Raw genomic sequence first — 25520 nt, 5'->3', positions numbered from 1 at the left:
CGCTGGAGCACCCCTCATCCGTCTCGGCGCTGCGCGCCGATCCACCTTCTCCCACAAGGGGAGAAGGGAGCGCCGGCGCTACTTCAGCACCTTCCCATCCGCCCCAAACCGATACGTCTTCGCCGCATCCGGCGTCGCGTAGAGGGTCGCGCCCGGCTCGGCATTGTAGACGCCGAAGATACGCACGGTGATCAGCCCGGCCTTCTCGCAGTCGAGATAGAGGTTGGTGTCGGCACCGAGATGCTCGGCATGCACGACCGTGCCTTTCCAGGCGCCCGACGTCGCGTCGACGGTGACGTGCTCCGGCCGCACGCCGATGGTCTTGGCCGTCTCGCCCAGCCTGGCGCCGTCGATGAAATTCATCTTCGGCGAGCCGATGAAGCCGGCAACGAATTCGTTGGCCGGCGAATTGTAGAGCTCCATCGGACTGCCGATCTGCTCGATGCGGCCGGCATTGAGCACCACGATCTTGTCGGCCAGCGTCATCGCTTCGACCTGGTCGTGGGTGACGTAGATCATCGTCGCCTTCAGCCGCCGGTGCAGCTGCGCGATCTCGAGCCTGGTGTTGACGCGCAACGCGGCATCGAGGTTGGACAGCGGCTCGTCGAACAGGAACAGCTTCGGCTCGCGCACCACGGCGCGGCCGATGGCGACGCGCTGGCGCTGGCCGCCCGACAGTTCCGCCGGGCGGCGCTCGAGATAGGGCTCCAGCGACAGCATCGCGGAGGCGATCTTGATGCGCCGCTCGATCTCGGCCGCCGGCGTGCCGGCCTGCTTCAGGCCCAGCGCCATATTGTTCTTCACCGTCAGGTGCGGGTAGAGCGCGTAGGTCTGGAACACCATGGCGATGCCGCGTTTGGCCGGCGGCGTGACGGAAACGTCCGTGCCGTCGATCAGCACGCGGCCGGAGGTCGAATCTTCCAGGCCGGCGATGACGCGCAGCAGCGTCGATTTTCCGCAGCCGGACGGGCCGACGAAGACGACGAACTCGCCGTCCGTCACTTCGAGGTTGATGCCCTTCAGCACCTCGACCGGCCCGAAAGCCTTCTTCACATTCTCGATCTTCAGCGAACCCACGGCGTCGTCCCTGTTCTAGAGTTTCACGGCGTTGCCGCTGCGCACGCTCTCGTCGGCGGCAAGGCAGACGGCGAGCGATTTCACGGCATCGTCCATGTGGCGGGTGAGGTCGATATTTTCGCGGATGGCCTTGAGCAGGAAGGCCTGCTCGAGGTCGCAAAGCTCCTGGTGGCCCGGTTCGCCTTCCATCGACAGCAGCTGGTCCTCCCGGGCGAATTTGCCGTCCGGCCCAGTCGCCGCGCTATGCAGCCTAATCGTCGAGGTCTTGGTATGGGTGTCGATGTCGTCGGACCTGACGCCCTCCTTCATCACGATCGAGACGCAGCCCTTCGGCGACATGACGTCCTTCACGAAGAAGGCCGTTTCCGAGATCATCGGCCCCCAGCCGGCCTCGTACCAGCCGACCGAGCCGTCCTCGAACAGCACCTGCAGGTGCCCGTAATTGTACATTGACGGAGCCACCTCATCGCTCAGCCGCACCCCCATGCCGCGCACCTCGACGGGTCTCGAGTCGGTGATCTGCAGCATCACGTCGAGATAATGCACGCCGCAATCGACGATCGGCGACGTCGTCTGCATCAGCTGCTTGTGCGTCTCCCAGGTGTGGCCGGAGGATTGCTGATTGAGGTTCATGCGGAAGACATATGGGCCGCCGAGCTTGCGCGCCTCGGCGATCAGCCGCACCCAGGACGGATGGTGACGCAGGATATAGCCGATTACCAGTTTCTTGCCGTTGGCCTTCGCGGCATCGACGACTCGCTTTGCGTCGGCAACCGTGGTCGCCAGCGGCTTCTCGACGAAGACATGGCAGCCGGCCTCGAAGGCCCGCACCGCATAGTCGGCATGGCTGTCGGAATAGGTGGCGACCGCCGCGACATCCGGCCTCTCGTCGCGCAGCGCGTCGTCAAAGGAGCGCCTTATGCCGTAGCCGGCGAGCCCGTCCGGCAGCGGCACGTCGGAACGGTTGACGAGTGCGGCGATCTCGAAGCCTGGGTTGCTGTGGTAGGCAAGCGCATGGCTGCGGCCCATATTGCCGAGCCCGGCGACGACAACGCGAAGAGAGGTTTTATCGCTCACCTGACTGCTCCATTTTTTCCTGAGAGGGTGAAGCGCAGCCCCATCAAGAATTGGCTATTGCGGCTCACTTGACCGCTCCTGACGTGATGCCGCGGATCAACTGCCGCGAGAAGATGACATAGAGGATCAGCACCGGCAGGATCGCCAGCGACAGCGCCGCTAGGATCGCGTTCCAGTTGGTGACGAACTGGCCGAGAAAGAGCTGCGCGCCGAGCGTCACGGTCTTGGTCTCCTCCGAAGGCGCCAGGATCAGCGGGAACCACAGATCGTTCCAGATCGGGATCATGGTGAAGACGGCGACGGTCGCCATGGACGGACGCACCAGCGGCAGCACCAGCCGGAAGAAGATCGTGTATTCCGACAGCCCGTCTATGCGGCCTGCATTCTTCAGGTCGCTGGACACCTGCTTCATGAATTCCGACAGGATGAAGATCGCCAGCGGCAGGCCTTGCGCGGTATAGACCAGGATCAGCGCCGTGAGCGTGTTGACCAACCCGGTCGCCACCATCAATTGGAGGATGGCGACGGTGCCAAGGCGGATCGGGATCATGATGCCGAGCGCGAGGTAGAGCCCCATCATCGTGTTGCCGCGGAAGCGGTATTCCGACAGCGCGAAGGCGGCCATCGCGCCGAACAGAAGCACGAAGAACAGCGAGGCGACGGTGACGATGAGACTGTTCTGGAAATAGTGAATGAAGTCGCCCTGGCCGAACACGGTGGTGTAGCCGATCAGGTCGAACGTTTTTGGCGTCGGCGGCGTCAGCGGCGCGCCGAAAATACCCGCGCGCGACTTGAACGAATTCATCACCACCAGGATCACAGGAAACAGCGCGATCGCGGTGTAGGTCAAAAGGATCGCATGCGCGCCGATGGCGCGGGGAAGCGAACGTGTGGCTGTGCTCATGGTGCGCCTCAGAACTGGTAGCGACGCAGGCGCGTCTGCACGAGGAACAGATAGACGCAGACGCCGGCGAGGATGATCAGGAACATGATCGTGGCGATGGTCGCGCCCATGTTGGGATCGCCGACCTGCAGCTGGAAGCCGAAGAAGGCGCGGTAGAGGAAGGTGCCGAGGATGTCGGTCGAATAGTTCGGCCCGGCCAGCGCCCCTTGCGCCGTGTAGATCAGGTCGAAAGCGTTGAAATTGCCGACGAAGGTCAGGATCGAGATGATGCCGATCGAAGGCAGGATCAGCGGCAGCTTGATCTTCCAGAACTGCGCCATGCCGGTGACGCCGTCGCATTCGGCCGCCTCGATCACCTCGTCGGGGATGGACAGAAGCGCTGCATAGATCAGCATCATCGGGATGCCGACGAACTGCCAGACCGAGACCAGGCTGAGCGCGGTGAGCGCATATTGCTCCTTGCCGAGCCACGGCGTGAAAAAGCTCTTCAACCCGACGAAATCCATCAGATGCGGCGCTACGCCCCAGATCGGCGACAGGATCAGCTTCCAGGCGAAGCCGACGATGACGAAGGACAGGATCGTCGGCACGAAGATCGCCGTGCGGTAGAAGGCGGTGAAACGCAGCCGGGGGCTGGAAAGAAGCGCCGCCAGAAGCACACCGATCGGGTTCTGCACCAGCATGTGGATGATGAAGAACCAGACATTGTTCCTCAGCGCATTCCAGAAGTTCACCGACCAGTTCGGATCGCCGAACAGCGTGCGGAAATTGCCCAGTCCGACAAAGACCTGGGACTGCTCGATGTTGCGGAACAGCGAAAGCTGCAGCGTGCCTAACAGCGGCAGGATCATGAATGCGGTGTAGACCAGCACCGCCGGCGCCAGGAAGACGCCGACATGCCAGCGGATCACTCTTTTCGGTCGCGTTTCTGCAGCCATGAGTTCGGTAGCCATGAGTTCGGTTCCCCGCCGTCTCTGGGTTCCAGGTCGGTTGATGCTAGCTGATGCCTCGATGCACGGCTTGGCTGTCCCCTTGAGGAGAAAGACAAGGCCAGCGACAGATCGGCTCCGTCTTCCCCGCACGGCGAGGGTAAGGCCGGGAGGCTGCGCCGACAATCGCTATCGGGAACTGTTTGATGCCGGCCGGGCCCGAGCCCGGCCGGCATCGCAATCGATGCTCTTACTTCGCCGGCTTGTACCAGCTGTCGAGGCCGTCCTGCAGCTTCTTGGCCGCAGCTTCCGGCGTGTCGGTGCCGTTGATCACATTGGCCGATTCGACCCAGGTCTCGTTCTCGAGGTTCGGCGTGCCGCGCGACAGGATCTGGTAGGTCGAGCGGATCGTCGACTTGCACTTGCCGCGCCAGGAGACGAACTCCTGCGCCAGCGGGTCTTCCATCTTCACCGGCGAGGAGTTCAGGCTGAAGAAGCCGGGCAGCGCGTTGGCGTAGATGGTGGCGAAATCCGGCGAGGCGACCCAGGACAGGAACTTCTTGGCCTCTTCCGCATGCTTCGACGCCGCATTCAGGCCCATGCCGATGTCGGTGTGGTCGGAGATGTAGCAGGTGTCGCCTGCCTTCTCGACCGGCGGCGGGAAGGCGCCCATCTTGAACTGCGCCTGGGTGTTGAACAGGCCGATTTCCCACGAGCCGGCCGGGTAGATGGCGGCGCGGCCGAGCGTGAACAGGTTCTGGCTGTCCGGATAGGTCTGCGCCTCGAAGCCGTCGCCGAGATAAGGCTTCCACTTGGCCAATTCCTTGAAGGGCTCGACCCACTGCGGATCGGTGAGCTTCTGCTCGCCCTTGATCAGCGCCTGGCGGCCTTCCTCGCCCTTCCAGTAGTTCGGGCCGACATTCTGGTAGCCCATGGTCGCGGCTTCCCAGAGGTCCTTGGTGCCCATCGCCATGGGGATATAGGTGCCGTCCGCCTTGATCTTGTCGAGCGCGGCGAAGAACTCGTCGCGGGTCTGCGGCACCTTGATGCCGAGCTTGTCGAAGGCATCCTTGTTGTAGATGAAGCCGTGGATGACCGAGGCCATCGGCACGCAGAAGCTCGACTTGCCGTCGTCGGTCTGCCAGGCGGCCTTGGCGACGGGCGAGAAGTTCTCCATGCCAGGCAGCGAGCTCAGGTCGGCGAGGTTGCCCTTCTTGAACAGCTCCAGCGACTTGTCGAAGGGGCGGCAGGTGATCAGGTCGCCTGCCGAGCCGGCGGCGAGCTTGGCGCCGAGGGCCGCATCGTATTCGGTCGGCGCCGAAGGCGCGAACACCACCTTGATGCCGGGGTTCTTGGCTTCGAAAGCCGGGATCAGCTTGTCCTTCCAGATGGTCAGGTCGTCGCCGCGCCAGCTTTCGATGTTGAGCGTCACGTCCTCGGCCAGCGCCATCCCGGTCGTGCCGAGGATGCTTGTGCCGAGCAGAAGGGCCGTCAGTAGTTTGGTCTTCATCTTCAGTCTCCCTGTTGACCTTTTTCAGGTTCGGTTTTGAGAACAGAGGCTCAGCGCCCCTTGCTCCCCTCGATCGCGGAAAGCGCCGGCCTGAGCTTCTGGCCGGTTCCTTCCAGTATCTTCTCGGCCGCGTCGGCGCTGGCGGCGCCCGCGGCGAGCAGAATGGCGGTCTTGACGCCGCCGCGGCTCTCTTCGAGCAGGCGGGCGGCGTCGTCGCGGCTCTTGCCGCTGATGGCGGCGACCATGCGCACGGCGCGGTCGCGCAGCTTGATGTTGTCGGCGGTGAGATTGACCATATAGCCGTCATGGACATGGCCGAGATGGATGGCAGTGAGCGTCGAAAGCATGTTGAGCGCGATCTTCTGCGCCGTGCCAGCGCCCATGCGCGTCGAGCCGGCGATCAGCTCAGGCGGCGTTTCGAGCAGGACGGCGACGTCGGCCTGCTCGAACAGGATGGCGCCCCGGTTGTTGGCAATCGCGATGGTGGCGGCGCCCCGGCGCCGCGCGTCCTGGAGCGCCTGGACCGCATAAGGGGTCGAGCCGCTGGCCGAGATGGCGATCAGGCAGTCGCCCTTGCCGATGGCGGCCGTGGCAACCGCCGCCGCCGCTTCCTCGGTATCGTCCTCCGGTCCGCCGGCCAGCGTGCGGAAGGCGTCGTCGCCGCCGGCGATGAGGATGGCGATGCGGTCGCGCGCAATGCCGAAGGTGCCCGGCAACTCCAGCGCGTCGGCCAGCGCCATCAAGCCGGAGCTGCCGGCCGCCGCATAGGCAAGCTTGCCGCCGCCCTTCAATTGCTTCGCGATGAGTTCGGCGGCAACGGCAATCGCCGGAATGGCGCCGTGCACGGCCTTGCCGGCCTCGATCTGGGCGTTGGCCAGGAACGCCAGAATGGTTTCGGGGGCCTGGACATCCAGCCCCTCGGCATTCTGGTGGAGCGCTTCGGTGCGCGTCTCGGCCATGCATTTTCCTCCGATTGAGCGAACAATACCAAAAAAATACCACTTGTCCACACGCATTAATGAATTTCAGGCGGCGGACCTCCCTTGTCGGCAAATTGGCGTGATTTTTCAATAAAATGCGCCTTAATCTTTTTTGAACAAAAATTAACTCTTGGCTATTGGTATTTTATTGGTATTATCCGGCTCCGAGGAGAAATCGCGTGAAATTCGTGCTTGGCATCGATGGCGGCGGCACCAGCTGCAGGGCGGCCCTTGCGACCGTCGGCGGCGCCGTTGTCGGCCGCGCCAAGAGCGGCGCCGCCAACATCCGCACCGACCTCACCGGCGCCCGTGCCAACATTGTCGAGGCGGCCAGGCAGGCTTTTCTGGCCGCCGGCGCGGATCCGGAACTGATTCCCCAAACACCGGCCATTCTCGGTCTCGCCGGCGCCAATGTCGGCACCTACCGGCAGCAGCTCGAGGCGATCCTGCCCTTCAGCCGGAGTCGTGTCGAAACCGATGCCGAGATCGCGCTAGAGGGCGCGGTCGGGCCTAGTGACGGCGCCATGGCCATTCTGGGCACCGGCACCGCCTATATGGCGCGCAAGGACGGCAAGTCGCGCGCCATCGGCGGCTGGGGTTTCCAGGTCGGCGACCAGGGCAGCGGCGCCCGCATCGGCCGCGACCTGCTGGAACAGACGCTGCTTGCCTATGACGGCATCCGTCCGGGCTCGCCCTTGACCGACGCCATGCTCGCCGTCTTCCGCAACAATCCCGAAGACGTGGTGGAATTCACCACCAACGCCAAGCCGGGCGATTTCGGCGGCTTCGCGCCAAAGGTTTTCGAGCATGCCGAGAAGGGCGATCTCGTCGCCAATTTTATCCTCGCCAAGGCGGTCGCCGATGTCGAGGCCTCGCTCAACGCGCTCGAGCTTGCCGACCATGCTCCGCTCTGCCTGCTCGGCGGCCTGGCGCCGCTTTACGCGCCGCGCCTTTCGGCACGCTATCAGGCGCTGCTCAAGGCCCCGCTCGACGATGCGCTGGGCGGCGCCGTGCAGATGGCCGTGCGCATCTTTGCCAAGGGTTCGGAGGCCGCCCGATGAGCGCCGCCGACCAGATCTTCTCCATGCTGAAAGAATCCTCGCAGAGCGGCGCACCGCTCTATTTGCAGCTCAGGCGCAGCATCGAGGAAGCGGTCAATCGCGGCCTGATCGGTCCGGGCGACGCATTGCCCTCCGAGCGCGACATCGCCAGCAAGGCCGATATCTCCCGCGTCACAGTACGCAAGGCGGTGCAGGACCTGGTCAAGGGCGGCATCCTCGTTCAGCGCCACGGCTCGGGCACCTTCGTCGCGCCGCGCATGGAGCGTGTCGAGCAGTCGCTGTCGCGGCTCACCTCCTTCACCGAGGACATGGCGCGCCGCGGCATGAATGTGCGTTCGGTCTGGCTCGACCGCGGCCTCTATGCGCCGTCGCCGGACGAGATGATGGTGCTGGGCCTCTCCTCGACCGAGCTGGTGGCGCGCGTGGCGCGCCTTCGCATCGCCAACGACACGCCGCTGGCGATCGAGCGCGCGGCGCTCTCGGCCAGCGTCCTGCCCGATCCCGAAGCGATCGGCTCCTCGCTCTATGCGGCGCTGGAAACGACCGGCAATCGCCCGGTACGTGCCGTGCAGCGCATCTCCGCCACCAATCTCGGCGACGCCGATGCGCGCCTCTTGGAAGTGCCTCCGGGGGTTGCCGGACTGCAGATCGAGCGCATTTCCTATCTGGCGAGCGGCAAGGTGATCGAGTTCACCCGCTCGGTCTACAGGGGCGACGCCTATGATTTCGTCGCGGAACTCCGGCTGACCGGGCCGGGAGAGGAGCTCCGGCCATGAATGCCAGCACCACCCATATGCGGCGCGAGATCGACGAGATCCCTGAAGCGGCCGCGCGCCTTCTCGACGGCTCGTCCGCCATGTTGGCCGAGGCCGGTCGCGGCCTTCGCGAGCGCGATCCGCATTTCGTCGTCACCGTGGCGCGCGGCTCGTCCGACCATGCCGCGACCTTCATGAAATATGCCGTCGAGCTGACGGCAGGCCTGGCGGTCGCCTCCGTTGGGCCGTCGATCGCGTCGATCTATGGCGCCAGGTTGAGGCTCCGGGGCTCGGCCTGCTTGGCGGTCTCGCAGTCGGGCAAGAGCCCCGACATCGTTGCCATGGCCGAAACGGCAAGGGCCGGCGGCGCGCTCACCGTCGCCATCACCAACACGGCGGACTCGCCGCTCGCGCGGGCCTCCGACTATGCCATCGATATCTTGGCCGGACCTGAGCGCAGCGTCGCGGCCACCAAGACCTTCGTCAATTCGGCCGTCGCCGGCCTTGCGCTGATGGCGCATGCCACCGATGACCAAGCATTGATCAAGGCGCTCGCCGGCCTTCCCGGCCATTTCGAGAAGGCGATCGCCTGCGACTGGATGGCGCTCGCCGGCGCTCTGGAGAACCCGCAATCGCTGTTCATCCTCGGCCGCGGCCCGTCCTTCGCGATTGCCAGCGAGGCGGCGCTGAAATTCAAGGAAACCTGCGCCATGCATGCCGAGGCCTACAGCGCCGCCGAGGTCATGCATGGGCCGCTGGCGCTGGTCGGTCCGGGTTTTCCGGTCCTGGCGCTTGCCGCCCGTGATGCGTCCGAACCCTCGGTCGCCGAGGCGGCCGACGGCCTGACGGCCAAGGGCGCCGCCGCCTTCATCACCTCCGACAAGGCGAAAGCCGCGCGGCTTCTTCCCCATGTCGCCACCGGCCACCCGCTGACCGATCCGCTGCCGCTGATCGTGTCCTTCTACGGCTTCGTCGAGGCTTTCGCGCGCCATCGCGGCCTCGACCCCGATGCGCCGCGCAATTTGCGCAAGGTGACGGAAACCGTATGAGTGACCGTTTCGCACTTACCGGCGCCCGCATCTTCGACGGCGCCGACTGGCACGACAACGCGGCTCTCGTCGTCAAGGGCGACGTGGTCGAGGCCATCCTGCCCGCCGGGGCGATTCCATCCGGGGTTTCGGCGACCGAGACTGGGGGCGGCCTGCTGGTGCCCGGTTTCGTCGACATCCAGGTCAATGGCGGCGGCGGCGTGATGCTCAACGATCATCCCGACGTCGCCTCGATCGAGACCATCTGCCGGGCTCACGCGCCTTTCGGCACCACGGCGCTGCTGGTGACGCTGATCACCGACACGCCGGCGATCACCGCCGCCGCCATCGCCGCCGGCGCCGAGGCCGCCCGGGAAAAGGCGCCGGGCTTCCTCGGCCTGCACCTGGAAGGACCGCATCTCTCGGTAGCCCGCAAGGGCGCGCATGATCCGGCCCTGATCCGGCCGATGACCGACGCCGATCAGGCGGCATTGATTGCCGCGCGGCGGGACCTGCCGGTGCTGCTCACCACGATCGCGCCGGAATCGGTCGAGCCGGCCCGTGTCGCGGCGCTGGCCACGGCCGGCGTCGTCGTCAGCCTCGGCCATAGCGATACCGACTACGCGACGGCAACCGCCTTCGCCAAAGCCGGCGCCACGGTGGTCACGCACCTTTTCAACGCCATGAGCCAGATCGGCAACCGCGAGCCGGGCCTGGCCGGTGCGGCGATCGACGCCGGCGGCCTGTATGCTGGGATCATCGCCGACGGCATCCATGTCCATCCGGCGACGATGATGCTTGCGCTGCGCGGCAAGCAGGGGCCTGGCAAGATCGTGCTGGTCACCGATGCCATGGCGACGATCGGCACCGACATGACATCGTTCACGCTCAACGGCCGCACCATCTACCGCAAGGACGGGAGCCTGCGGCTTGCCGACGGCACGCTGGCCGGCGCCGATCTCGACATGATTTCCGCCCTGCACTACGTCCATCGCGTCGTCGGCCTGGAACTCGACGAGGCTCTGCGCATGGCCTCGCTCTATCCGGCCGAGGCGATCGGCCAGGCCCACCGCCTCGGCCGCTTCGCCAACGGCACCGCCGCCGACATTGTCCGCCTGTCGGAGGACCTGGATGTCAGCAACGTCTGGATCGGCGGCAGGAAGGTTTTTGGAGCGTAGGCCTTCGCGATTTTCGTCATCCTCGGGCTTGACCCGAGGATCCATTCCGCGACCTCTGCCGCAGAAGCGCAATGGTGCAGAATTCTGTAACTGTTGCAATGCCTTAGCGTCACGGAATGGATCCTAGACTAGGGTCTGCGCGCGTCGCTTCGCTCCTTGCTTCGCCCCAGGGTGACGACGCAGTGTTGTTAGCCGGCTGTATAGATATCCTTATATGCCTCGCGCAGCACGTTCTTCTGCACCTTGCCCATCGTGTTGCGCGGCAGTTCGTCGACGAAGATCACCTGCTTCGGATGCTTGTATTTCGCCAGCCGGCCGGCGATGGCCCCGGCAATCTCGGCGGCGCTGATCGCCGAGCCCGGTTTGCGCACCACCACCGCGGTGACGCCTTCGCCGAAATCGGGATGCGGCACGCCGATCACAGCGCTTTCGCCGACACCGTCCAGCGCGTCGATCTCGCTCTCGATCTCCTTCGGATAGACATTGTAGCCGCCGGAGATGATCAGGTCCTTGCCGCGCCCGACGATGTGGACATAGCCGTCGGCATCGATCAGGCCGAGGTCGCCGGTGATGAAGAAGCCGTCGTCGCGGAACTCGGCCTTGGTCTTGTCGGGCATACGCCAATAGCCGGCAAAGACGTTCGGCCCCTTGACCTCGATCATGCCGATCTCGCCCCGGGCCAGCGGCTTGGCCGTCTCGGGATCGGTGATGCGAAGCGAAACGCCGGGCAAGGGGGAGCCGACCGTGCCGGCGCGCCGCTCGCCGTCATAGGGGTTGGACGTGTTCATATTGGTCTCAGTCATGCCGTAGCGCTCGAGGATGGCGTGGCCGGTGCGCTCGCGCCAAGCCTTGTGCGTCTCGGCGAGCAGCGGCGCCGAGCCGGAAATGAAGACCCGGATCGTCTTCGCCGCCTCGCATGTCAGGCCGTCCTGCTGCAACAGCCGCACATAGAAGGTCGGCACGCCCATCAAAGCCGTCGCGCGCGGCATCAGCGACAGAATGCGCGCGGGATCGAATTTCTGCTCGAAAAGCATTGTCGCGCCGGCCATCAAGACGACGTTGGTGGCGACGAACAGGCCGTGTGTGTGGAAGATGGGCAGCGCGTGGATCAGCACGTCGTCGGCGCCGAAGCGCCATTGCTCCACCAGCACGCGGGCATTCGAGGCGAGATTCTCGTGGCTGAGCATCGCGCCTTTGGAACGGCCAGTCGTGCCGGAAGTGTAGAGGATCGCGGCAAGATCGTCCGGCCCGCGCGCGACATCGCTGAAATCCGTCGCCTGCCGCGAAGCCTGGCTGGCCAGCGTTCCCTGCCCATCGCGGCCGAGCGTGAGCACTGTCGCGCCGACCGCCGCGGCAAGCGGCTCGACGCCCGAAAGGCGGTCCGGATCGCAAACGATCAGTTTCGGCTCGGCATCACGGAAGAAATAGTCGAGCTCGGGCAGCGTGTAGGCGGTGTTGAGCGGCAGGAAGACCGCGCCGGTGCGTAACGAGGCGAGATAGAGCAGCATCGCCTCCGGGCTCTTCTCGACCTGGACCGCGACGCGGTCGCCGGGCTCGATGCCGGCCTGCACGAGGGCATGCGCCAGCTGCGCCGATTTCGCCAGCATGTCGCCATAGGTGATCGAACGGCCGTCATCCGTCTCCATCAGCAGCCGGCCGGGCGCCGGCATGCGGGAGCGGAAAGCGCTGAAGAGATGATTGGTCATGAGATGTCCTCAAAGCGGACGAAGGCCGAATGGCGCATGCCTTGCGCTCGCCTGAGCGAATACCAGATTTGGCGCTCGGAGCAAAAACTGCGTTGATTTTTCGATCCGCTATTTACGGCCGCGTTGGGACTTGCCGGCCTTCGGATCATAACCCTGGGCGAGGCGTTCCATGCACATCGCTGCGGTGAGGCGGTAGTGATTGAGAAGCGCCTCGACCGCGCCGTCGGCGTCGCCGTCCAGCGTGCGTTCGGCGATGATGCGGTGCTCGCCGAGATCGTCGCGCCCCGTGCCTGGCGCGTTTTGCGCAATCAGGCGGTAGCGCGAGGCCTGGTCGGAAAGCTGGTCGCAAAAGCCGATCAGCCAGTGCGACCTGCAGGCCGCGATCAGGGCGCGATGGAAGGCGCGGTGCAGCTTTTCCCATTCCGGATTGTTGGTTGCCGGGTCATCCGGCAGGCGCCGCTCGGCGCGCGCCAGGCGGTGCAGGGCAAGCACCAGTTGCTCTTCCCATTCTGCGGTGCGGTGCGCAATGGATTCGCGCAGCGCCCGCTCCTCCAGCCAGCAGCGCGTACGCGTCAGCTCCTCCAGTTCCGCGGCGCTGACCGGCATCAGGAAGAAGCCGCGTTGGTCGTGACGGCCGAGCAGGCCCTCGGCGGCCAGGCGGTTGAGCGCCTCGCGCACCGGCGAGGCGCCGGCGCCATAGCGGGAAACGACCCACTCGACACGCAGTTTTGTCTCGGACTCCAGGGCTCCGCGCAACAGGTCATCGCGGAGTTGCTGGTAGACCGAACTGGCAAGCGTGCTTTTGGCGCCCTTGCTCTCGCCCGGCTCGGTGCTTCCGTTTGTCAATCGAACTCCTGTTGCTTTGCCCCTGGTTTGCCAGGGCCCCGCGGCGAAGCAATTCCCGTACATGTATCATACAGCCGGGCAATGAGGTGTCTCAAGCGGAAGATGACGATATTCGACTTTAAGACAAGCGGATCGTCTATTTATTGAACAAAGTAGAATCTCAGGAAAAGTCGATGTTCCTGCGTCGCTTCATAGAATGAACAATCGTTCAATCCTTGTCGCGGTTGTACAACTCCCGCGAGGCTCGCACGGTTATATGTTTAACTGGCGGCCCTGTCGGCAGCCGTTCGAATTGCTTCGATATTTGCCCTATAGGCTTCGACGCTGCCGCCCTTGAAGACTGCGGCGCCCGCTACCAGCACATTGGCTCCGGCCGCGGTCACCAGCGGCGCCGTTTCGGCCGAAACACCGCCGTCGATCTCGATACGGATCGGCCGACCGCCGATCAACGCCTTCACCCGTTTCACCTTGTCCACGATCGCCGGGATGAAGGCCTGCCCGCCGAAGCCCGGATTGACGGTCATGATCAGGATGAGGTCCAGCCGATCGAGCACATACTCGATCGCCGTTTCCGGCGTTGCCGGGTTGAGCGAGACGCCTGCCTTCTTGCCGAGGTTCTTGATGGTTTGGAGCGAGCGGTCGAGATGTGGCCCGGCCTCGGCGTGCACCGTCATGCCGTCGCAGCCCGCTTCGGCGAAGGCAGCCAGGTAAGGATCGGCCGGCGCAATCATCAGATGGCAGTCGAAGAAGGCCTTGGTGCGGTTGCGGATCGCCTTGATCACCGGCGGGCCGAAGGTGATGTTGGGCACGAAATGGCCGTCCATCACGTCGAGATGGATCCAGTCGGCCCCGGCCGCCGCAACGGCCTCGACCTCGTCGCCGAGTTTGGAGAAATCCGATGCCAGCACCGATGGCGCAATCAGGGTCTTCTTGCTCATGGCGCAAATTCTCCCGGCGGTCCTGTGCGCATGGTCGCGCCTGTCAGGGCGACTGCCTAGAGCAATTCCAGGAAAAGTGCGAGCGCTTTTCCGTCCGGAATTGCGTGAAAACAAAGAGATAGGGCGTTCACTGTTTTCGTGAAACGGTGAAACGCCCTCGACCATGATCCGGCCAAGGGGAGCATGTTTTCGACGGGCGCACTGGCCCGCCTGCCGTAGAGCTTTCTTCGATGTGGAAGAGAAAACCCGCCGGATCGCTCCGGCGGGTCTCGATCTTCAGCCAAGATTACGGCTTGAAGTTCTGGATGTTGGCGCCCGCCGGATCCTGCAGCATGCGCCGCGGCTGGCGCTGCGGCACCAATTGCTGCAGCACATTCGGGTTGAGCAGGATGCCGGGGTTGATCTCGATGTCCGGTCCCCTGCGGATCGGGTAGCAATCCGGATACTGCCCGGCCGTTCCGGCCGGGCAGCGCCGCCGGGTGAAAACCGGCTGGCACTGTCCGTCGATGAACTCCGCACCCGGTGCGCATTCCACCGACGCCTTGCGGCAGGCGCCGTTGCGGATTTCGGTCCCGCGCGGGCAGACGCAGTCACCCCGCTTGTTGTGGACCTGGCCGCGGATGGCGCACTGCTCCTGGCTCGGCTTCGGCCGCTGGCAGGCCTTGCCCCGCACCACCATGCCGTCCGGGCAGGCGCAGTTGCCGTTGGCGTCGCGCAGCTGGCCGCGGACCGGGCACTGCTTCGACACGATCGGCCGGCAGGCGCCACCGCGCACCTCCATGCCACTCGGGCAGACGCAATCGCCATCGGCGTTGCGGGACTGGCCGCGGATACGGCACTGGGCGGGCGGCTCCCTGTCAGGCACGCAAGCCTTGGCGGCACGGTCGAGATGCGTGCCTTTCGGGCAGACGCAGCCGTCCGTCGTCAGCACTGCACCATGGATCGAGCATTTCGGCGGGACGACCTGGCACACGCCGTTCACCAGCTCGCCGCGGCGGCAGACGCAATTGCCGTTCTGGTCGCGGTACTGGCCGGGACGCAGCGTGCATTGCGGCTCCTGCGGCTCTTCGCCCCGCACGCATCTGCCGTTCTCCAGCTCGGTGCCGCGCGGGCAGACGCAGCGTCCGTCCTCGGTGCGGACCTGGCCCTGCAGCAGGACGCAACGCTGCGGCAGCGGCAGAAGCTTGCTGCCGCCGGACGAGCATTGGCCGTCACGGAAGGTGGTGCCTTCCGGACAGACACAGCGGCCGGCCGAGTTCAGCACCATTCCATACAAGCACTGGTTCTTAACCTCTCGGCTGACGGTGAAGGGATGGCACGCATAGGCCTTGCCGCGATCGCCCTGCATGCCGCTCGGCGTGCGCGACAGCACGTCGCCGCCGCTTTGCACCGGCGTGTTCGGCGAGAGCACGCCGACGCAATTCTGTCCGCTGACCGTGCCCTTGAGATCGGCAAGCCGCCTGTCGTCGGGAAGCGTCACCGTGACATGGTGCTTGCGGCTTTCGCCGGCGCCGAGCGCCAGGTTGGCGATGCAGGACGCCGGCAGCGTCGCCGGCTCCGGCGAGCAGCCGAAGGGCGGGTCGATCGAGGTGATCCGGACGCCTTCCAGCCTGCCGATGCCGTCGATGCCGATCGCATCGCCGATGCGGACCGGGCCGGAGAAGGGGGTAGGCCCATCGTTCGTGATGGTGATCTCGAACGAGCAGGGCTCTCCCGCCCGGCACTCGGCATCGCCGGTCTTCTCGACGCGGATGGTCGAGCCGCCGCCGCCCTTCGCGCAGGCCTGGCCGATCGGGTAGACGATGTCATCGCCCGGCGCCGGCCCGTAGGAGCCGCGCGCGCAATTCTCGAACGCGCCGTTGCCGCTCACCGTCACGTCGAAGTGCCGGCTGGTTCCGGGCGTCATCACGGCGCCGGGAATCTGGCACGACAGCGTGTTGGCAGGCACCGGTCCGCAAGCCCAGTCCGCACCGTCAGGAGTGACGCTCTGGATTTGCACAGGCGCTCCGCCCGATACCAGCGTCGCGGCATCGTTGACCCGCACCGGGCCGGTCGGGGCCGCGGTGCCGGCATTGGTGACGGTGATGCGGCAGGAAACCGCGGCACCGGCAAGCGAGCCATCGCAGGTCTTGGTGATGCGCAGGCCAGGCTGGCCGCCATTCGGGTGGCGGGTGCGCTCGGTGGCGCAAGCCTTGTTGTTGGCAAGGTCGACCTCGCTGGCAACGCCCTTCACCTCGGCACAGTTCTCCACCGTGTCCGGCCGGTAGTTTGCTGGCATCACCGCTCTGACGACGATCGGCGTCGAGGCGCCCGGAGGCAGCGAGATGCCAGCATTGTCGCAGCGGAACTGTCCGGGGCCGTTCGGTCCGCAGGCCCATGGCGGGCTCGGCCCGAAGGTCGACGAGGTGGGCGCGCCGCCGGGGTAGGTGTCGATCACGGTCAGCGGCCCGTTATAGGTGCCGGTGCCGTTATTGATGATGTCGATCACGAAAGTGCAGGCACCGTCCGGCGTGCAGACCGGGGTGCGGGCGCGCTTCTTCAGGATCAGGTCGACCTTCTTCTCGACCGGCGGATTGCACTGCGCATCGCGATCGCCACGGCGGCAGATCGGGATCGAGGCGCAGCCGCGGTCGTTCTGCCGGCTGCCGAACAGCGGCTTGCCGCTGGCCTGGTAGTCATAGGCGGCGCAGTTGCGCAGCACGCCGCCTTGCCAGCCGCCCGCCGGCTTGAAGCCGAGCTTGAGGTTGACGGAGGCGCCGGGGTTGAGCGTGGCCGCCGGATAGGTGCAGGTCATCGGCGTCGTGCCGGGCGCGCAGACCCAGGGCGCGTTCGGCCCGGAGGTCAGCACTGAGCCTGCCGGCAGCGTCACCTCGTCGAGCACGATCTTGCCGTTATAGGGCGCGTCGCCGACATTGGTGACGGTGATGGTGAAGTCGCAGCCGCCGGCCATCGTGCAACGCGGCACGTCCGCATGTTTTTCGACCTTGAGGTCCGGCTCCTTGTCCTTGGGCGGGCATCTGAGGTCACGCGGGACGACGATGTCGATCACCTGCGTGCAGCAGAGCCCCCAGCCTTCCTTCGGCCCGGCATAGGTCTCGATGCCGGTGACGACGAGGTGGATGGTCTCGCCGGGCGAAGCGCCGATAATCTTCCAGTTCAGCACGCCGCCGCCGATCGGCACCTTCTGCATGTCGGGAACGATGCTGACGCCGGGCGCCGTCGTCGACACCTGCACCCATTTGTCGCCCATCTCCCGGCCGACCGGCATATGATAGATGAAGGCGCCGCCGCCTGGCACGCAATCGACCGTGCCGCGCTCGACTTTGAAACATTCCTTGCCGGGAGGTGGCGGCGGCGGGTTGCACTTGATCAGGTCGATCTTGATCGAGGTCTTCACGCCGGTCAGGAAATCGCCGTCGTCCGGTCTGTCCGGATCCTGCGAGTGGATCGTTGTTGCCGAACCGCCCCTGAAGGCCACCTCGATCTCACCCTGGTTGTCGACCGTCGTCGGCACGGGAAAGGTCGCATGGTCTATCCTGGCGGTAATGCGGAAGGTGATGACGCGTTCGTTCGCAGCACCCGCGCCATCGAGGTTGGCAGCGCTGATGCGGAAGTTGGAAACGCTGGCCGTGTCGTTCGGGCTGTCCGACGTGCCGATTGAAGCAACGGGCAGCGCTCCGCCGGAGGCGCTGGTGCCGTCGCCGGTGACATCGACGTTGACGACCTGCAGGCCGTGCGACAGCTGGTCCTTGAAATCGAGCCTTGTCGCTTTGAGCAGGGCGGCCACGCTTGGCCGGTCGAAGTCCTGCGGGTCGCCATGGATGCCGAAGCTCAGGACGTACTCGACGGAATCGCAGCTTTTCTGGCTGCCTTTCTTGGTGAAGAAGGGCACGATCCGCGCGAGTTCCGCATTGATGCCGCGTGACGCCGGATTGGCGGCCTGATTGGTCTTGGCCGGAGCCTGGTCCTGGGCAAACGCCGGCAGAGCCGGCATCATGGCGACCGCGATACCGGCCGCCATCAGCCAGCGCGCGCCGCGCCTGGCGTATGACAGGGGTTTCATGATCGTCTCCATGACGGGTTTCAGGTTGCTCGAAACGAAGCGGGAAAGGGCGAGATTGCTCATCTGTCCCTCCCTCAACGTTCGCAGCTGACGGCTGGCGTTCTGAGCGGCAGCGTCATCTTGCAACAAGGGTAGTAGCCACCCTTGTCCTGGTCGGACTTGCGGTAGAAGCAGAGCCCGACATTGACGGTGTCGCCCGGATCATGGCCGGTGATGTCGATCGTGTAGGGCTTGCCCGGAACATGCGACATGGGGGTTGATACCCCGACGCCGGGCGTCCTGGACTGCGCCTTGATCGAATCGCCGCCAAAGCCGGCATGGTCATGGAGATAGAGTTCGGCCCGCAGACCGCGTGGCGTGCAGTAGTAATGCACGTCGTCGACATCCACGCAGGGCGGCAGGTTGCCGGGCGGCGGGAAGTCCGGCGGATAGAACGGAGGCAGATAGCCGCCGCCGGGGATTTCCTCATAATAGCCGGCGCGGCCCTCACAGGGGCGCCAGACCCTTACGTCGCCGACATGGCCTTGGACGTCCGGGTCTTCGAAATAGCCGTCGAAGTCGACGAACCATGAGCCGAAGGGCGGAACGTTCGCCGGCTTGACCAGCGCGCTTGGCGTCAGCTGGACGCCATGCACGGCAAGCGGCCCGCCGGCGGCGAGGCGCTCGGCAAGTTCGGGATTGTCGCGCAACTTGTCGCCGGTGTTGACGACGGTGTCGGTGCAAACGGAAGTGTCGAGATTGCCTTCGGCGTCATAGCGATATTGCAGGTCGACGCCGCCGGCCGACTGCCGGTTGCCCTGCGGGAAGCCGACGGCATATTCCTGCGGCACCTCGACCCAGGCCGATTCCGTTGCCGGATCGTCCGGATCCTCGCGCCAGTAGCGGATCAGCTCGCCTTTGCCGGAGGAGGCGAACCGGCTGTAATCGTAGCGGTTCTCGACCGGGCCGCGCTGGGCGAGATACATGAAGCCCTTGTTGTCGAAGGCGATGTCGGTGACGGCATAGTCCTGGTCCGCCTTGACCGTCAGTTCCCAGCGCGGACCGCCGGCAAAGCCTCCGTCGCTCGCGATGCCGACCGACCAGATTTCGGCCTTCTCGCCGACGGAATAGTAGAGCCGGCCGCCATGATAGGCGACGGCCCAGACCCGGCGCGCATCCTGCGTGTAGCCCCAGGTCGTGGGGTCTTCGCTATCGAAAGCGGCAGCCTGGATGTCCATCACGGCGGTGTCGTCGGGGACAGGGGCGAGCCCATGCGCCGGGCGCCCGGCGACGCCATGGTCGAAGCTGTCGATCAGATTGCCCTCGATATCGATGCGGTGGATCAGCCCGGTGTCAAGATCCGAAGCGAAGAACTGGCGATGGGTCGGATCGAAGGCGAGATTGGCGATGCCCGGCCCGCTGTTGGTGTCGATGTCGGCGAATTTGGAGATGGCGCCCGTGATGCCGTCGATCTTCCAGATCGTGCCTGGACCGCCGCCATTCTCGGTGCCGAACTGGCCGTCCATGAAGGTGGCGCCCGCGGTGCCGCGGCGCTGCCGTTCCGGCCTGCCGTCATGGTCGGCGTCCGGCGTGACGATCTCGATGCCATGCAGCGAGGTCGCAGCCGCGTAGAGGTTGGGAACGCCTGAGGGCACGCCGTCGCGCACGCCATCGTCATAGGCGAGGCCGAACACCTCGCCGATCTGCCCGGCCGTCACCTCGAAGGGCGGCCGCGTGTTGACGAGTTGGCCGGAAGCGGGCCCGCCGAGATGCGAGACGTCGAAAATGCGCAAGGATGCGCGGGACGTATCGATGAAGGTCTCGTCGACCGGGTCGACGCCGGGGGGCAGACCCTGATCGAAATCGGGAATGGTGGTGCCCGGAAAGCCGGTGACCGCCATCGAACCGGGATAGATGATCTGGGTTTCCTGCGCCTTCGCCGCGCCGAGCCACAAGCCGGCGGACAGCGCCAAAGCCAGAATTCCGCCGCTTGTTGCGATTGCGCGGCGCAAACGGCGGCCACGGGAACGCAGGAACGAGCCGCGAACGCCAGACATTGAACTCCCCCCGAAGCCGCTGGAAGGAACGTCCGCCTCTACCGCGCCAACCAGGGCAAGGCGCGGCGTTGCGGCACGTTCTTCCCCGTTCGAATTGTCTGTTTTCCTCTTGGTGACGATACGCCGGCTGCCGGGCAGGGTCAACGGAATCAGCCGGAAGCCCAGCGCGTCGACCCCTTCCCGAAGGGGGTGGTCGCGCTGGATTCCCGTTGTTCCCGGAGACCGCGAAGTCTCTGGGTTTCTGGTCATGGCGGCTTTCCTTTCCGGGCCGCACCATTTGCGGCGCCTGGTCGTCAGTCGCTGGCCGGCGTGGAAAGGTTCATGGGAGGATAGCGGGGTGGAAAGTGTTTGCGGTCGCCAGGGGCGTTACCAGATCCAGTCGCCCCGGCCGAGGGCCGATACCGCCTCGACGATGCGGGTGAAGCTTGTCCGTGCCCGGCCGACCATGTGGCGGGCTCTGAGATAGCCATGCACCAGGCCCGGCTCCTCGAACCAGGCGGCGCGCCCGCCGGCCGCGATGACGCGGTAGCGATAGGCTTCGCCGTCGGACGACAGCGGGTCGCACTCGGCGGTGATCAGCACCGTCGGCGGCAAATAGGCGAAATCGGCGTCGGCCAGCGGATAGAGCGTGATGTCGCCGGTCTGGTCGACGCCGCCGGTGCGGATATGCTTGTAGAAGTCGAGATCGCGCGCGGTCAGCATCGGAGCCTCGGCATGGGTGACGTAGGAGCCGCGCGAATGGTCGCCGCCGAGCCCGGGATAGATCAGCATCTGGCCGGCCGGCTTCTTTTCATGGCCGCGCGTGGCATGCGCTACCGCCGCGCAGAGATTGCCGCCGGCGCTGTCGCCGCAAAGCACGACAGGGCAGTCATAGGTCTTGGCAGCCCATTCGAACGCGTCCATGGCGTCGTCGAAGGCCGCCGGGTGCAGATGCTCCGGCGCCAGCCGGTAATCGACCGAGACCACCTCATAGCCGGTGCGGGCGCAAAGCTCGGCGCAGACATCGTCATGGCTGTCCAGACCGCCGAGGATGAAACCGCCGCCGTGAAGGTAGAGCACCATCGCAGCGTCGTTCGGCTCCGCGTTGCGATAGATGCGGATCGGGATGCCGTCGGCGATGCCTGTCGTCAAGGCGGTCACGCCTTGCGGATAGCCGGCAAAGAACTCCCGGCACATCCGGTCATAGATCGCGCGCTGCTCTTCGATCGTGTAGTCGATCGTGTTCGGCGGATAGTAGGAGTTGGTCTTCTCGATGAAGGCCCAGGTTTCTGCGTCGATGAGGATTTTGTAGTCGGTCATGGGTGCGAAACAGGTAGCCAAGGCCTCGCTCCGTCATCTCCGCAGAATCACTTGCCCTTCCAAACCGGCTCGCGCTTCTCCGCGAAAGCCCGGAACCCTTCCATATTGTCTTCCGACCCATAGAGGATATCGACCGTCGGCAGCTGCCGGCGCGTCACCTTGTTCATCGCGTCCTGGAAGGTCAGCGCCTCGGCCACCCGCGCCGTCTCCTTGATTGCGGCGAAGACCAGCGGCGGGCCGCTGGCGAGCAACCTTGCGATCTCCCAGACGCGCTCCTCGAGCTTGTCCTTGGGCAGCACCTCGTTGACCAAGCCCCAGCGATGCGCCTCGGCGACATCCATCCAGCGGCCGGTGAACAGAAGGTCCATGGCGATATGGTAGGGGATGCGCTTCGGCAGCTTGATGGTCGCAGCGTCGGCCAGCGTGCCAGCGCGGATCTCGGGCAGCGCGAAAGAGGAATGGTCCGAGGCGTAGATGAGATCGCAGGACAGCGCCAGCTCGAAGCCGCCGCCCACCGCCATGCCGTTGACGCAGGCGATCACCGGCTTGTTGAGGTCGCGCAGCTCCTGCAGCCCGGCAAAGCCGCCGACGCCATAGTCGCCATCGACCGCATCGCCGGCAGCCGCCGCCTTCAGGTCCCAGCCGGCGCTGAAGAACTTGTCGCCCGCCGTCTTGACGATGGCGACGCGCAGCTCCGGATCGTCGCGGAACGCCTTGAAGGTCTCACCCATCAGCCGCGATGTCTTCAGATCGATCGCGTTGGCCTTCGGCCGGTCGAGCGTGACCTCGAGGATCGTGCCCTCGCGGCGGGTGGTGATGATTTCAGCCATTCTTCTTTTCTCCAAGCACCAGCAGGGCATCCGCGATCCAGGCGCCCTTGCCTTTGGCGCAGACAATCAGCGGGTTGATGTCGAGTTCCTCGATCTCGCCCTCGTTCTTCTGCACGAAGTCGGCAATGCCGGCGATGGCGTCGATGGCGGCGTCGACGTCGGCCCTCGGCCGGCCGCGATAGCCTTCGAGGAGAGGATAGAGCTTGAGCCCACGCAAGGCCGCCTCGATGTCGTCGCGCGTCGCCGGCAGCATCAGGGTCACGCTGTCGCGCAAAAGCTCGACCAGCACGCCGCCGGTGCCGAGCGTCATCACCACGCCGAACATTGGATCGCGGGTGAAGCCGACGATCAATTCGGCGACGCCGTCGCGCACCATGCGCTCGGCGTAGAGTCCCGTGCCGAGCGGCAAAAGGTCATGCGCGGCGGCGCTGACGGATTCGGCGTCCTTGAGGTTCAGCCTGACGGCGCCGACTTCCGATTTGTGCGTGACGCCGAGAGCCTTCAGAGCCACCGGAAAGCCAAGCGTCATGGAGGAGATAACCGCCTCGACCGCGTTGGAGGCGCGCTCGCCCTTCGGCACCGGCAGGCCGGCGTTGATCAGTCTCTCCTTGGCTTCGGCCTCGTCCGGCGTCACGCGCTTGGCTTCGGACGCGCCTGCCGCGGTGGTGTCGACTGGCTGCGCCTGCGGCTCGCGCCAGGCCCAGCCGATGAAGGCGGCGGCCTGGGCGGCGTCCATGGCCTCCGAAATGCCGAACAACGGCACCATGCCGCGCGCCATCAGGCCGGCGGTGTATTCCTCCGGCAGGTTTTCCGGCAGCGAGGAGACGATCGCGCCTTGCGCCTTGTTGGTCTTCAGCGCCGCCTCGAAGGCGCGCAGCGTTGCCCACCAGTCGACGTCCGAACAGCGGTCCGGGCGCGGGAAGTCCAGCACCAGCATGTTGAGGTCGAAGCCGCCCGACACCATGGCGGTGAAAGTGGCCGTCATCGCCGGCTCGTTGTTCCAGATGAAGGTGTGGTAATCGAGCGGATTGGCGACCGCGACCAGCGGTCCGAGCGTCGATTTGACATGCGCGCGGTGCTCGGCCGTCAGGGCCGGAAAATGCACCCAGCGCCCCTCGGCGCTGTCGGCCATCACGGAGGCCTCGCCGCCCGAGCAGCTCATCGACGAGAGCCTGTAGCCGGGCAATGGTCCGGTGATGTGCAGCAGCTTCAGCGCCTCGATGAAGGCCGGAATGGAATCGACGCGCGCGATGCCGAGACGCTTCAGGAAGGCGCCGGAGGCGGCGTCGGAGCCGGCCAGCGAGGCGGTGTGCGACACCGTCGCCTGCCTTGCCTGCTCCGATCGGCCGACTTTCATGGCGATAATCGGCTTCTTCAGCTCGCGCGCCCGCGCAGCCAGCCTTTCGAAGCCGGCGACCGAATCGAAGGCCTCGATATGCAGGCCGAGCGAGGTGACGCGCTCGTCCTCGATCAGGCCCAACGCCATTTCCGAAAGGCCGGTCTGCGCCTGGTTGCCGGCGGTCATCAGGAAGGCGATCGGCAGGCCGCGCTTCTGCATCGTCATGTTGATGGCGATGTTGGACGACTGGGTGATGATGGCGACGCCCTTGCCGCCCTCGGCCAGGCGGATGCCGCCGTGCTGGTCGGGCCAAAGCAGCGCGCCGTCGGCATAGTTGATCAGGCCGTAGCAGTTCGGGCCGATGATCGGCATCTGGCCGGCGGCGGCGACGAGCTCCGCCTGCAGCCGCTCGCCGTCCTCGTCATAGGCCTCGGTCTCGAGGAAGCCGGCGGCGAAGCAGACGGCGCCGCCGGCGCCGCGCTCGGCCAGCGCCTTGATCACCTCGATGGTGAGATGCCGGTTGACGCCGACGAATGCGGCGTCCGGCGCTCCGGGCAGGTCGGAGATGGAGCGGTAGGCCTTGCGGCCGGCGACCTCGTCCTTGGTCGGATGCACCGGCCAGATCTCGCCGGCAAAGCCCATCTTGATCGACTGCGCCACGACGGCGGCGGCCTGCGCCCCGCCAAACACGGCGATCGATTTTGGGCGCAAGAGACGTTCGAGTTTATGCATGGCCATCTTTTCGTTTGAGCGCGATCTTGTCCAAGGCCGGATCCGAGCCTTGGCGCATCATGCTCTAAGCTCCGAACGGACGCAGCAGCGCCCGCGAAATAATATGTCGCTGAATCTCCGACGTGCCTTCCCAGATGCGCTCGACGCGGGCATCGCGCCAGATGCGCTCCAGCGGCAGGTCGTCCATCAGCCCCATGCCGCCATGGATCTGGATGGCCTCGTCGGCGACGAAGGCCAGCATCTCGGTGGCCTTCAGCTTGGCCATCGCCATGTCCTGGTCGGTGACGGTGCCCTGATCGTATTTCCAGCCGGCTTCGAAGACCATCAGGTCCGCGGCCTTCAATTCCGTCGCCATGTCGGCGAGCTTGAACGACACGCCCTGGAACTTGCCGATCTGCTGGCCGAACTGCTGGCGCTGCGCGGCATATTCGATGGCATGCGACAGCGCGCGCTCGGCGCGGCCGAGGCAGGTGGCGCCGACCTGCAGGCGCGTGGCGCCAAGCCACGAATTCGCGACGTCGAAGCCCTTGTGCACTTCGCCGAGCACCTGGGAAGCCGGCAGCCGGCAATCGTCGAATTCCAGGATCGAATTGGTGTAGCCGCGATGCGAGACATTGCGATAGCCGTCGCGCACCGTGAAGCCTTTGGTGCCCTTGTCGACGAAGAAGGCGGTGATCTTCTTGCGCTTGCCGCGCGGCGAGTCCTCCTCGCCCGAGGCCATGAAACAAATCGCGAAATCGGCGATGTCGGCATGCGAGATAAAATGCTTGGTGCCGTTTAGGATCCAGTCCGAGCCGTCCTGCACCGCGGTCGCCTTCATGCCGCGCAGGTCGGAGCCGGCGCCGGGCTCCGTCATCGCCAGGCAGTCCGACTTCTCGCCGCGGATGCAGGGGAAGAGATATTTCTCGCGCTGCTCCGGCGTGCCGGCAAGCAGGATGTTGGACGGACGCGCCACGCAGGTCCAGTGCAGCGCGTAATTGGCGCGGCCAAGCTCCTTCTCGTAGAGCAGCCAGCTCACCGTGTCCAAGCCGGCGCCGCCGACATCGTCCGGCATGTTGGCGGCATAAAGCCCGGCCTCGATCGCCTTGGCCTTCAACTCGTCGATCAGCTCGCGGCGCAGCACGCCGGTGCGCTCCACCTCGCGCTCATGCGGGTAGAGCTCGTTCTCGACGAAGGAGCGCGTCGTTTCGACGATGAGCTTCTGTTCTTCCGAAAGACCGAAATGCATCGCC

The 25520-nt window shown here is 65.5% G+C and carries 19 protein-coding genes; 4 read left to right on the top strand and 15 right to left on the bottom strand.

The window, feature by feature from the left end:
• Positions 1-78: 78 nt before the first annotated feature.
• The 6 genes from LB529_RS07090 to LB529_RS07065 form a co-directional block, all read right to left on the bottom strand.
• Positions 79-1077 carry an ABC transporter ATP-binding protein gene (locus LB529_RS07090; protein ID WP_224545270.1) on the bottom strand — a complete coding sequence of 333 codons (999 nt, stop codon included), beginning with the start codon at positions 1075-1077 and terminating at the stop codon, positions 79-81.
• A gap of 15 nt (positions 1078-1092) precedes the next feature.
• Entirely contained in the window at positions 1093-2106 is a 1014-nt protein-coding gene (locus tag LB529_RS07085) for a Gfo/Idh/MocA family protein (protein WP_263490618.1), read from the bottom strand.
• Between the two features lie 112 nt (positions 2107-2218).
• Positions 2219-3058: a carbohydrate ABC transporter permease gene (locus tag LB529_RS07080; RefSeq protein ID WP_224710650.1), complete on the bottom strand. Its 840-nt coding sequence runs from the start codon at positions 3056-3058 to the stop codon at positions 2219-2221.
• A gap of 8 nt (positions 3059-3066) precedes the next feature.
• Positions 3067-3996, bottom strand: a complete 930-nt coding sequence (locus tag LB529_RS07075; protein WP_224710767.1) for a carbohydrate ABC transporter permease — start codon at positions 3994-3996, stop codon at positions 3067-3069.
• Positions 3997-4237: 241 nt separating this feature from the next.
• On the bottom strand, positions 4238-5497 hold the full coding sequence (locus LB529_RS07070) for an ABC transporter substrate-binding protein (protein ID WP_095768147.1): 1260 nt from the start codon (positions 5495-5497) through the stop codon (positions 4238-4240).
• Positions 5498-5547: 50 nt separating this feature from the next.
• The gene (locus LB529_RS07065; RefSeq protein ID WP_224710649.1) at positions 5548-6456 is read right to left on the bottom strand and encodes an N-acetylmuramic acid 6-phosphate etherase; all 909 of its coding nucleotides are present in this window, start codon (positions 6454-6456) and stop codon (positions 5548-5550) included.
• Between the two features lie 200 nt (positions 6457-6656).
• Here LB529_RS07065 and LB529_RS07060 point away from each other — a divergent pair, with 200 nt between their 5' ends.
• From LB529_RS07060 to nagA, 4 genes are read left to right on the top strand one after another with little or no spacing between them, the layout of a single operon-like run.
• A complete protein-coding gene (locus LB529_RS07060; protein WP_224531691.1) occupies positions 6657-7538 on the top strand; it encodes a BadF/BadG/BcrA/BcrD ATPase family protein in 882 nt (293 codons plus the stop codon).
• On the top strand, positions 7535-8314 hold the full coding sequence (locus LB529_RS07055; protein ID WP_224531693.1) for a GntR family transcriptional regulator: 780 nt from the start codon (positions 7535-7537) through the stop codon (positions 8312-8314). The genes LB529_RS07060 and LB529_RS07055 overlap by 4 nt, the downstream gene beginning before the upstream one ends.
• On the top strand, positions 8311-9342 hold the full coding sequence (locus LB529_RS07050) for an SIS domain-containing protein (RefSeq protein WP_224710648.1): 1032 nt from the start codon (positions 8311-8313) through the stop codon (positions 9340-9342). Before LB529_RS07055 ends, LB529_RS07050 begins: the two co-directional genes overlap by 4 nt.
• Positions 9339-10499 carry an N-acetylglucosamine-6-phosphate deacetylase gene (gene nagA / locus LB529_RS07045; protein WP_224710647.1) on the top strand — a complete coding sequence of 387 codons (1161 nt, stop codon included), beginning with the start codon at positions 9339-9341 and terminating at the stop codon, positions 10497-10499. Before LB529_RS07050 ends, nagA begins: the two co-directional genes overlap by 4 nt.
• A 188-nt stretch (positions 10500-10687) precedes the next feature.
• Here nagA and LB529_RS07040 read toward each other — a convergent pair whose 3' ends face one another.
• From LB529_RS07040 to LB529_RS07000, 9 genes are all read right to left on the bottom strand, one after another.
• Positions 10688-12205 carry a malonate--CoA ligase gene (locus tag LB529_RS07040; RefSeq protein WP_224710646.1) on the bottom strand — a complete coding sequence of 506 codons (1518 nt, stop codon included), beginning with the start codon at positions 12203-12205 and terminating at the stop codon, positions 10688-10690.
• A 108-nt stretch (positions 12206-12313) separates the two neighbouring features.
• Positions 12314-13051: a GntR family transcriptional regulator gene (locus LB529_RS07035; RefSeq protein WP_224710645.1), complete on the bottom strand. Its 738-nt coding sequence runs from the start codon at positions 13049-13051 to the stop codon at positions 12314-12316.
• A gap of 260 nt (positions 13052-13311) precedes the next feature.
• On the bottom strand, positions 13312-13989 hold the full coding sequence (gene rpe / locus LB529_RS07030; RefSeq protein ID WP_140686993.1) for a ribulose-phosphate 3-epimerase: 678 nt from the start codon (positions 13987-13989) through the stop codon (positions 13312-13314).
• 286 nt (positions 13990-14275) lie between these two features.
• Positions 14276-18115 carry a DUF11 domain-containing protein gene (locus tag LB529_RS07025; protein ID WP_224710644.1) on the bottom strand — a complete coding sequence of 1280 codons (3840 nt, stop codon included), beginning with the start codon at positions 18113-18115 and terminating at the stop codon, positions 14276-14278.
• An 11-nt stretch (positions 18116-18126) separates the two neighbouring features.
• Positions 18127-20088 carry a hypothetical protein gene (locus LB529_RS07020; RefSeq protein ID WP_224710643.1) on the bottom strand — a complete coding sequence of 654 codons (1962 nt, stop codon included), beginning with the start codon at positions 20086-20088 and terminating at the stop codon, positions 18127-18129.
• 366 nt (positions 20089-20454) lie between these two features.
• On the bottom strand, positions 20455-21387 hold the full coding sequence (locus LB529_RS07015; protein WP_224710642.1) for an alpha/beta hydrolase: 933 nt from the start codon (positions 21385-21387) through the stop codon (positions 20455-20457).
• A gap of 47 nt (positions 21388-21434) precedes the next feature.
• Entirely contained in the window at positions 21435-22217 is a 783-nt protein-coding gene (locus LB529_RS07010) for a carnitinyl-CoA dehydratase (protein WP_224710641.1), read from the bottom strand.
• Positions 22210-24288 (bottom strand): acetate--CoA ligase family protein, encoded by a 2079-nt coding sequence (locus LB529_RS07005; protein WP_224710640.1) that lies wholly within the window; start codon positions 24286-24288, stop codon positions 22210-22212. Before LB529_RS07005 ends, LB529_RS07010 begins: the two co-directional genes overlap by 8 nt.
• A gap of 64 nt (positions 24289-24352) precedes the next feature.
• A complete protein-coding gene (locus LB529_RS07000) occupies positions 24353-25516 on the bottom strand; it encodes an acyl-CoA dehydrogenase family protein (protein ID WP_224710639.1) in 1164 nt (387 codons plus the stop codon).
• Between the last annotated feature and the right edge of the window lie 4 nt (positions 25517-25520).

It is taken from the genome of Mesorhizobium sp. CA5, assembly GCF_020165105.1.
Classification (GTDB): domain Bacteria; phylum Pseudomonadota; class Alphaproteobacteria; order Rhizobiales; family Rhizobiaceae; genus Mesorhizobium.
This window is presented reverse-complemented; position numbering and strand designations above follow the sequence as displayed.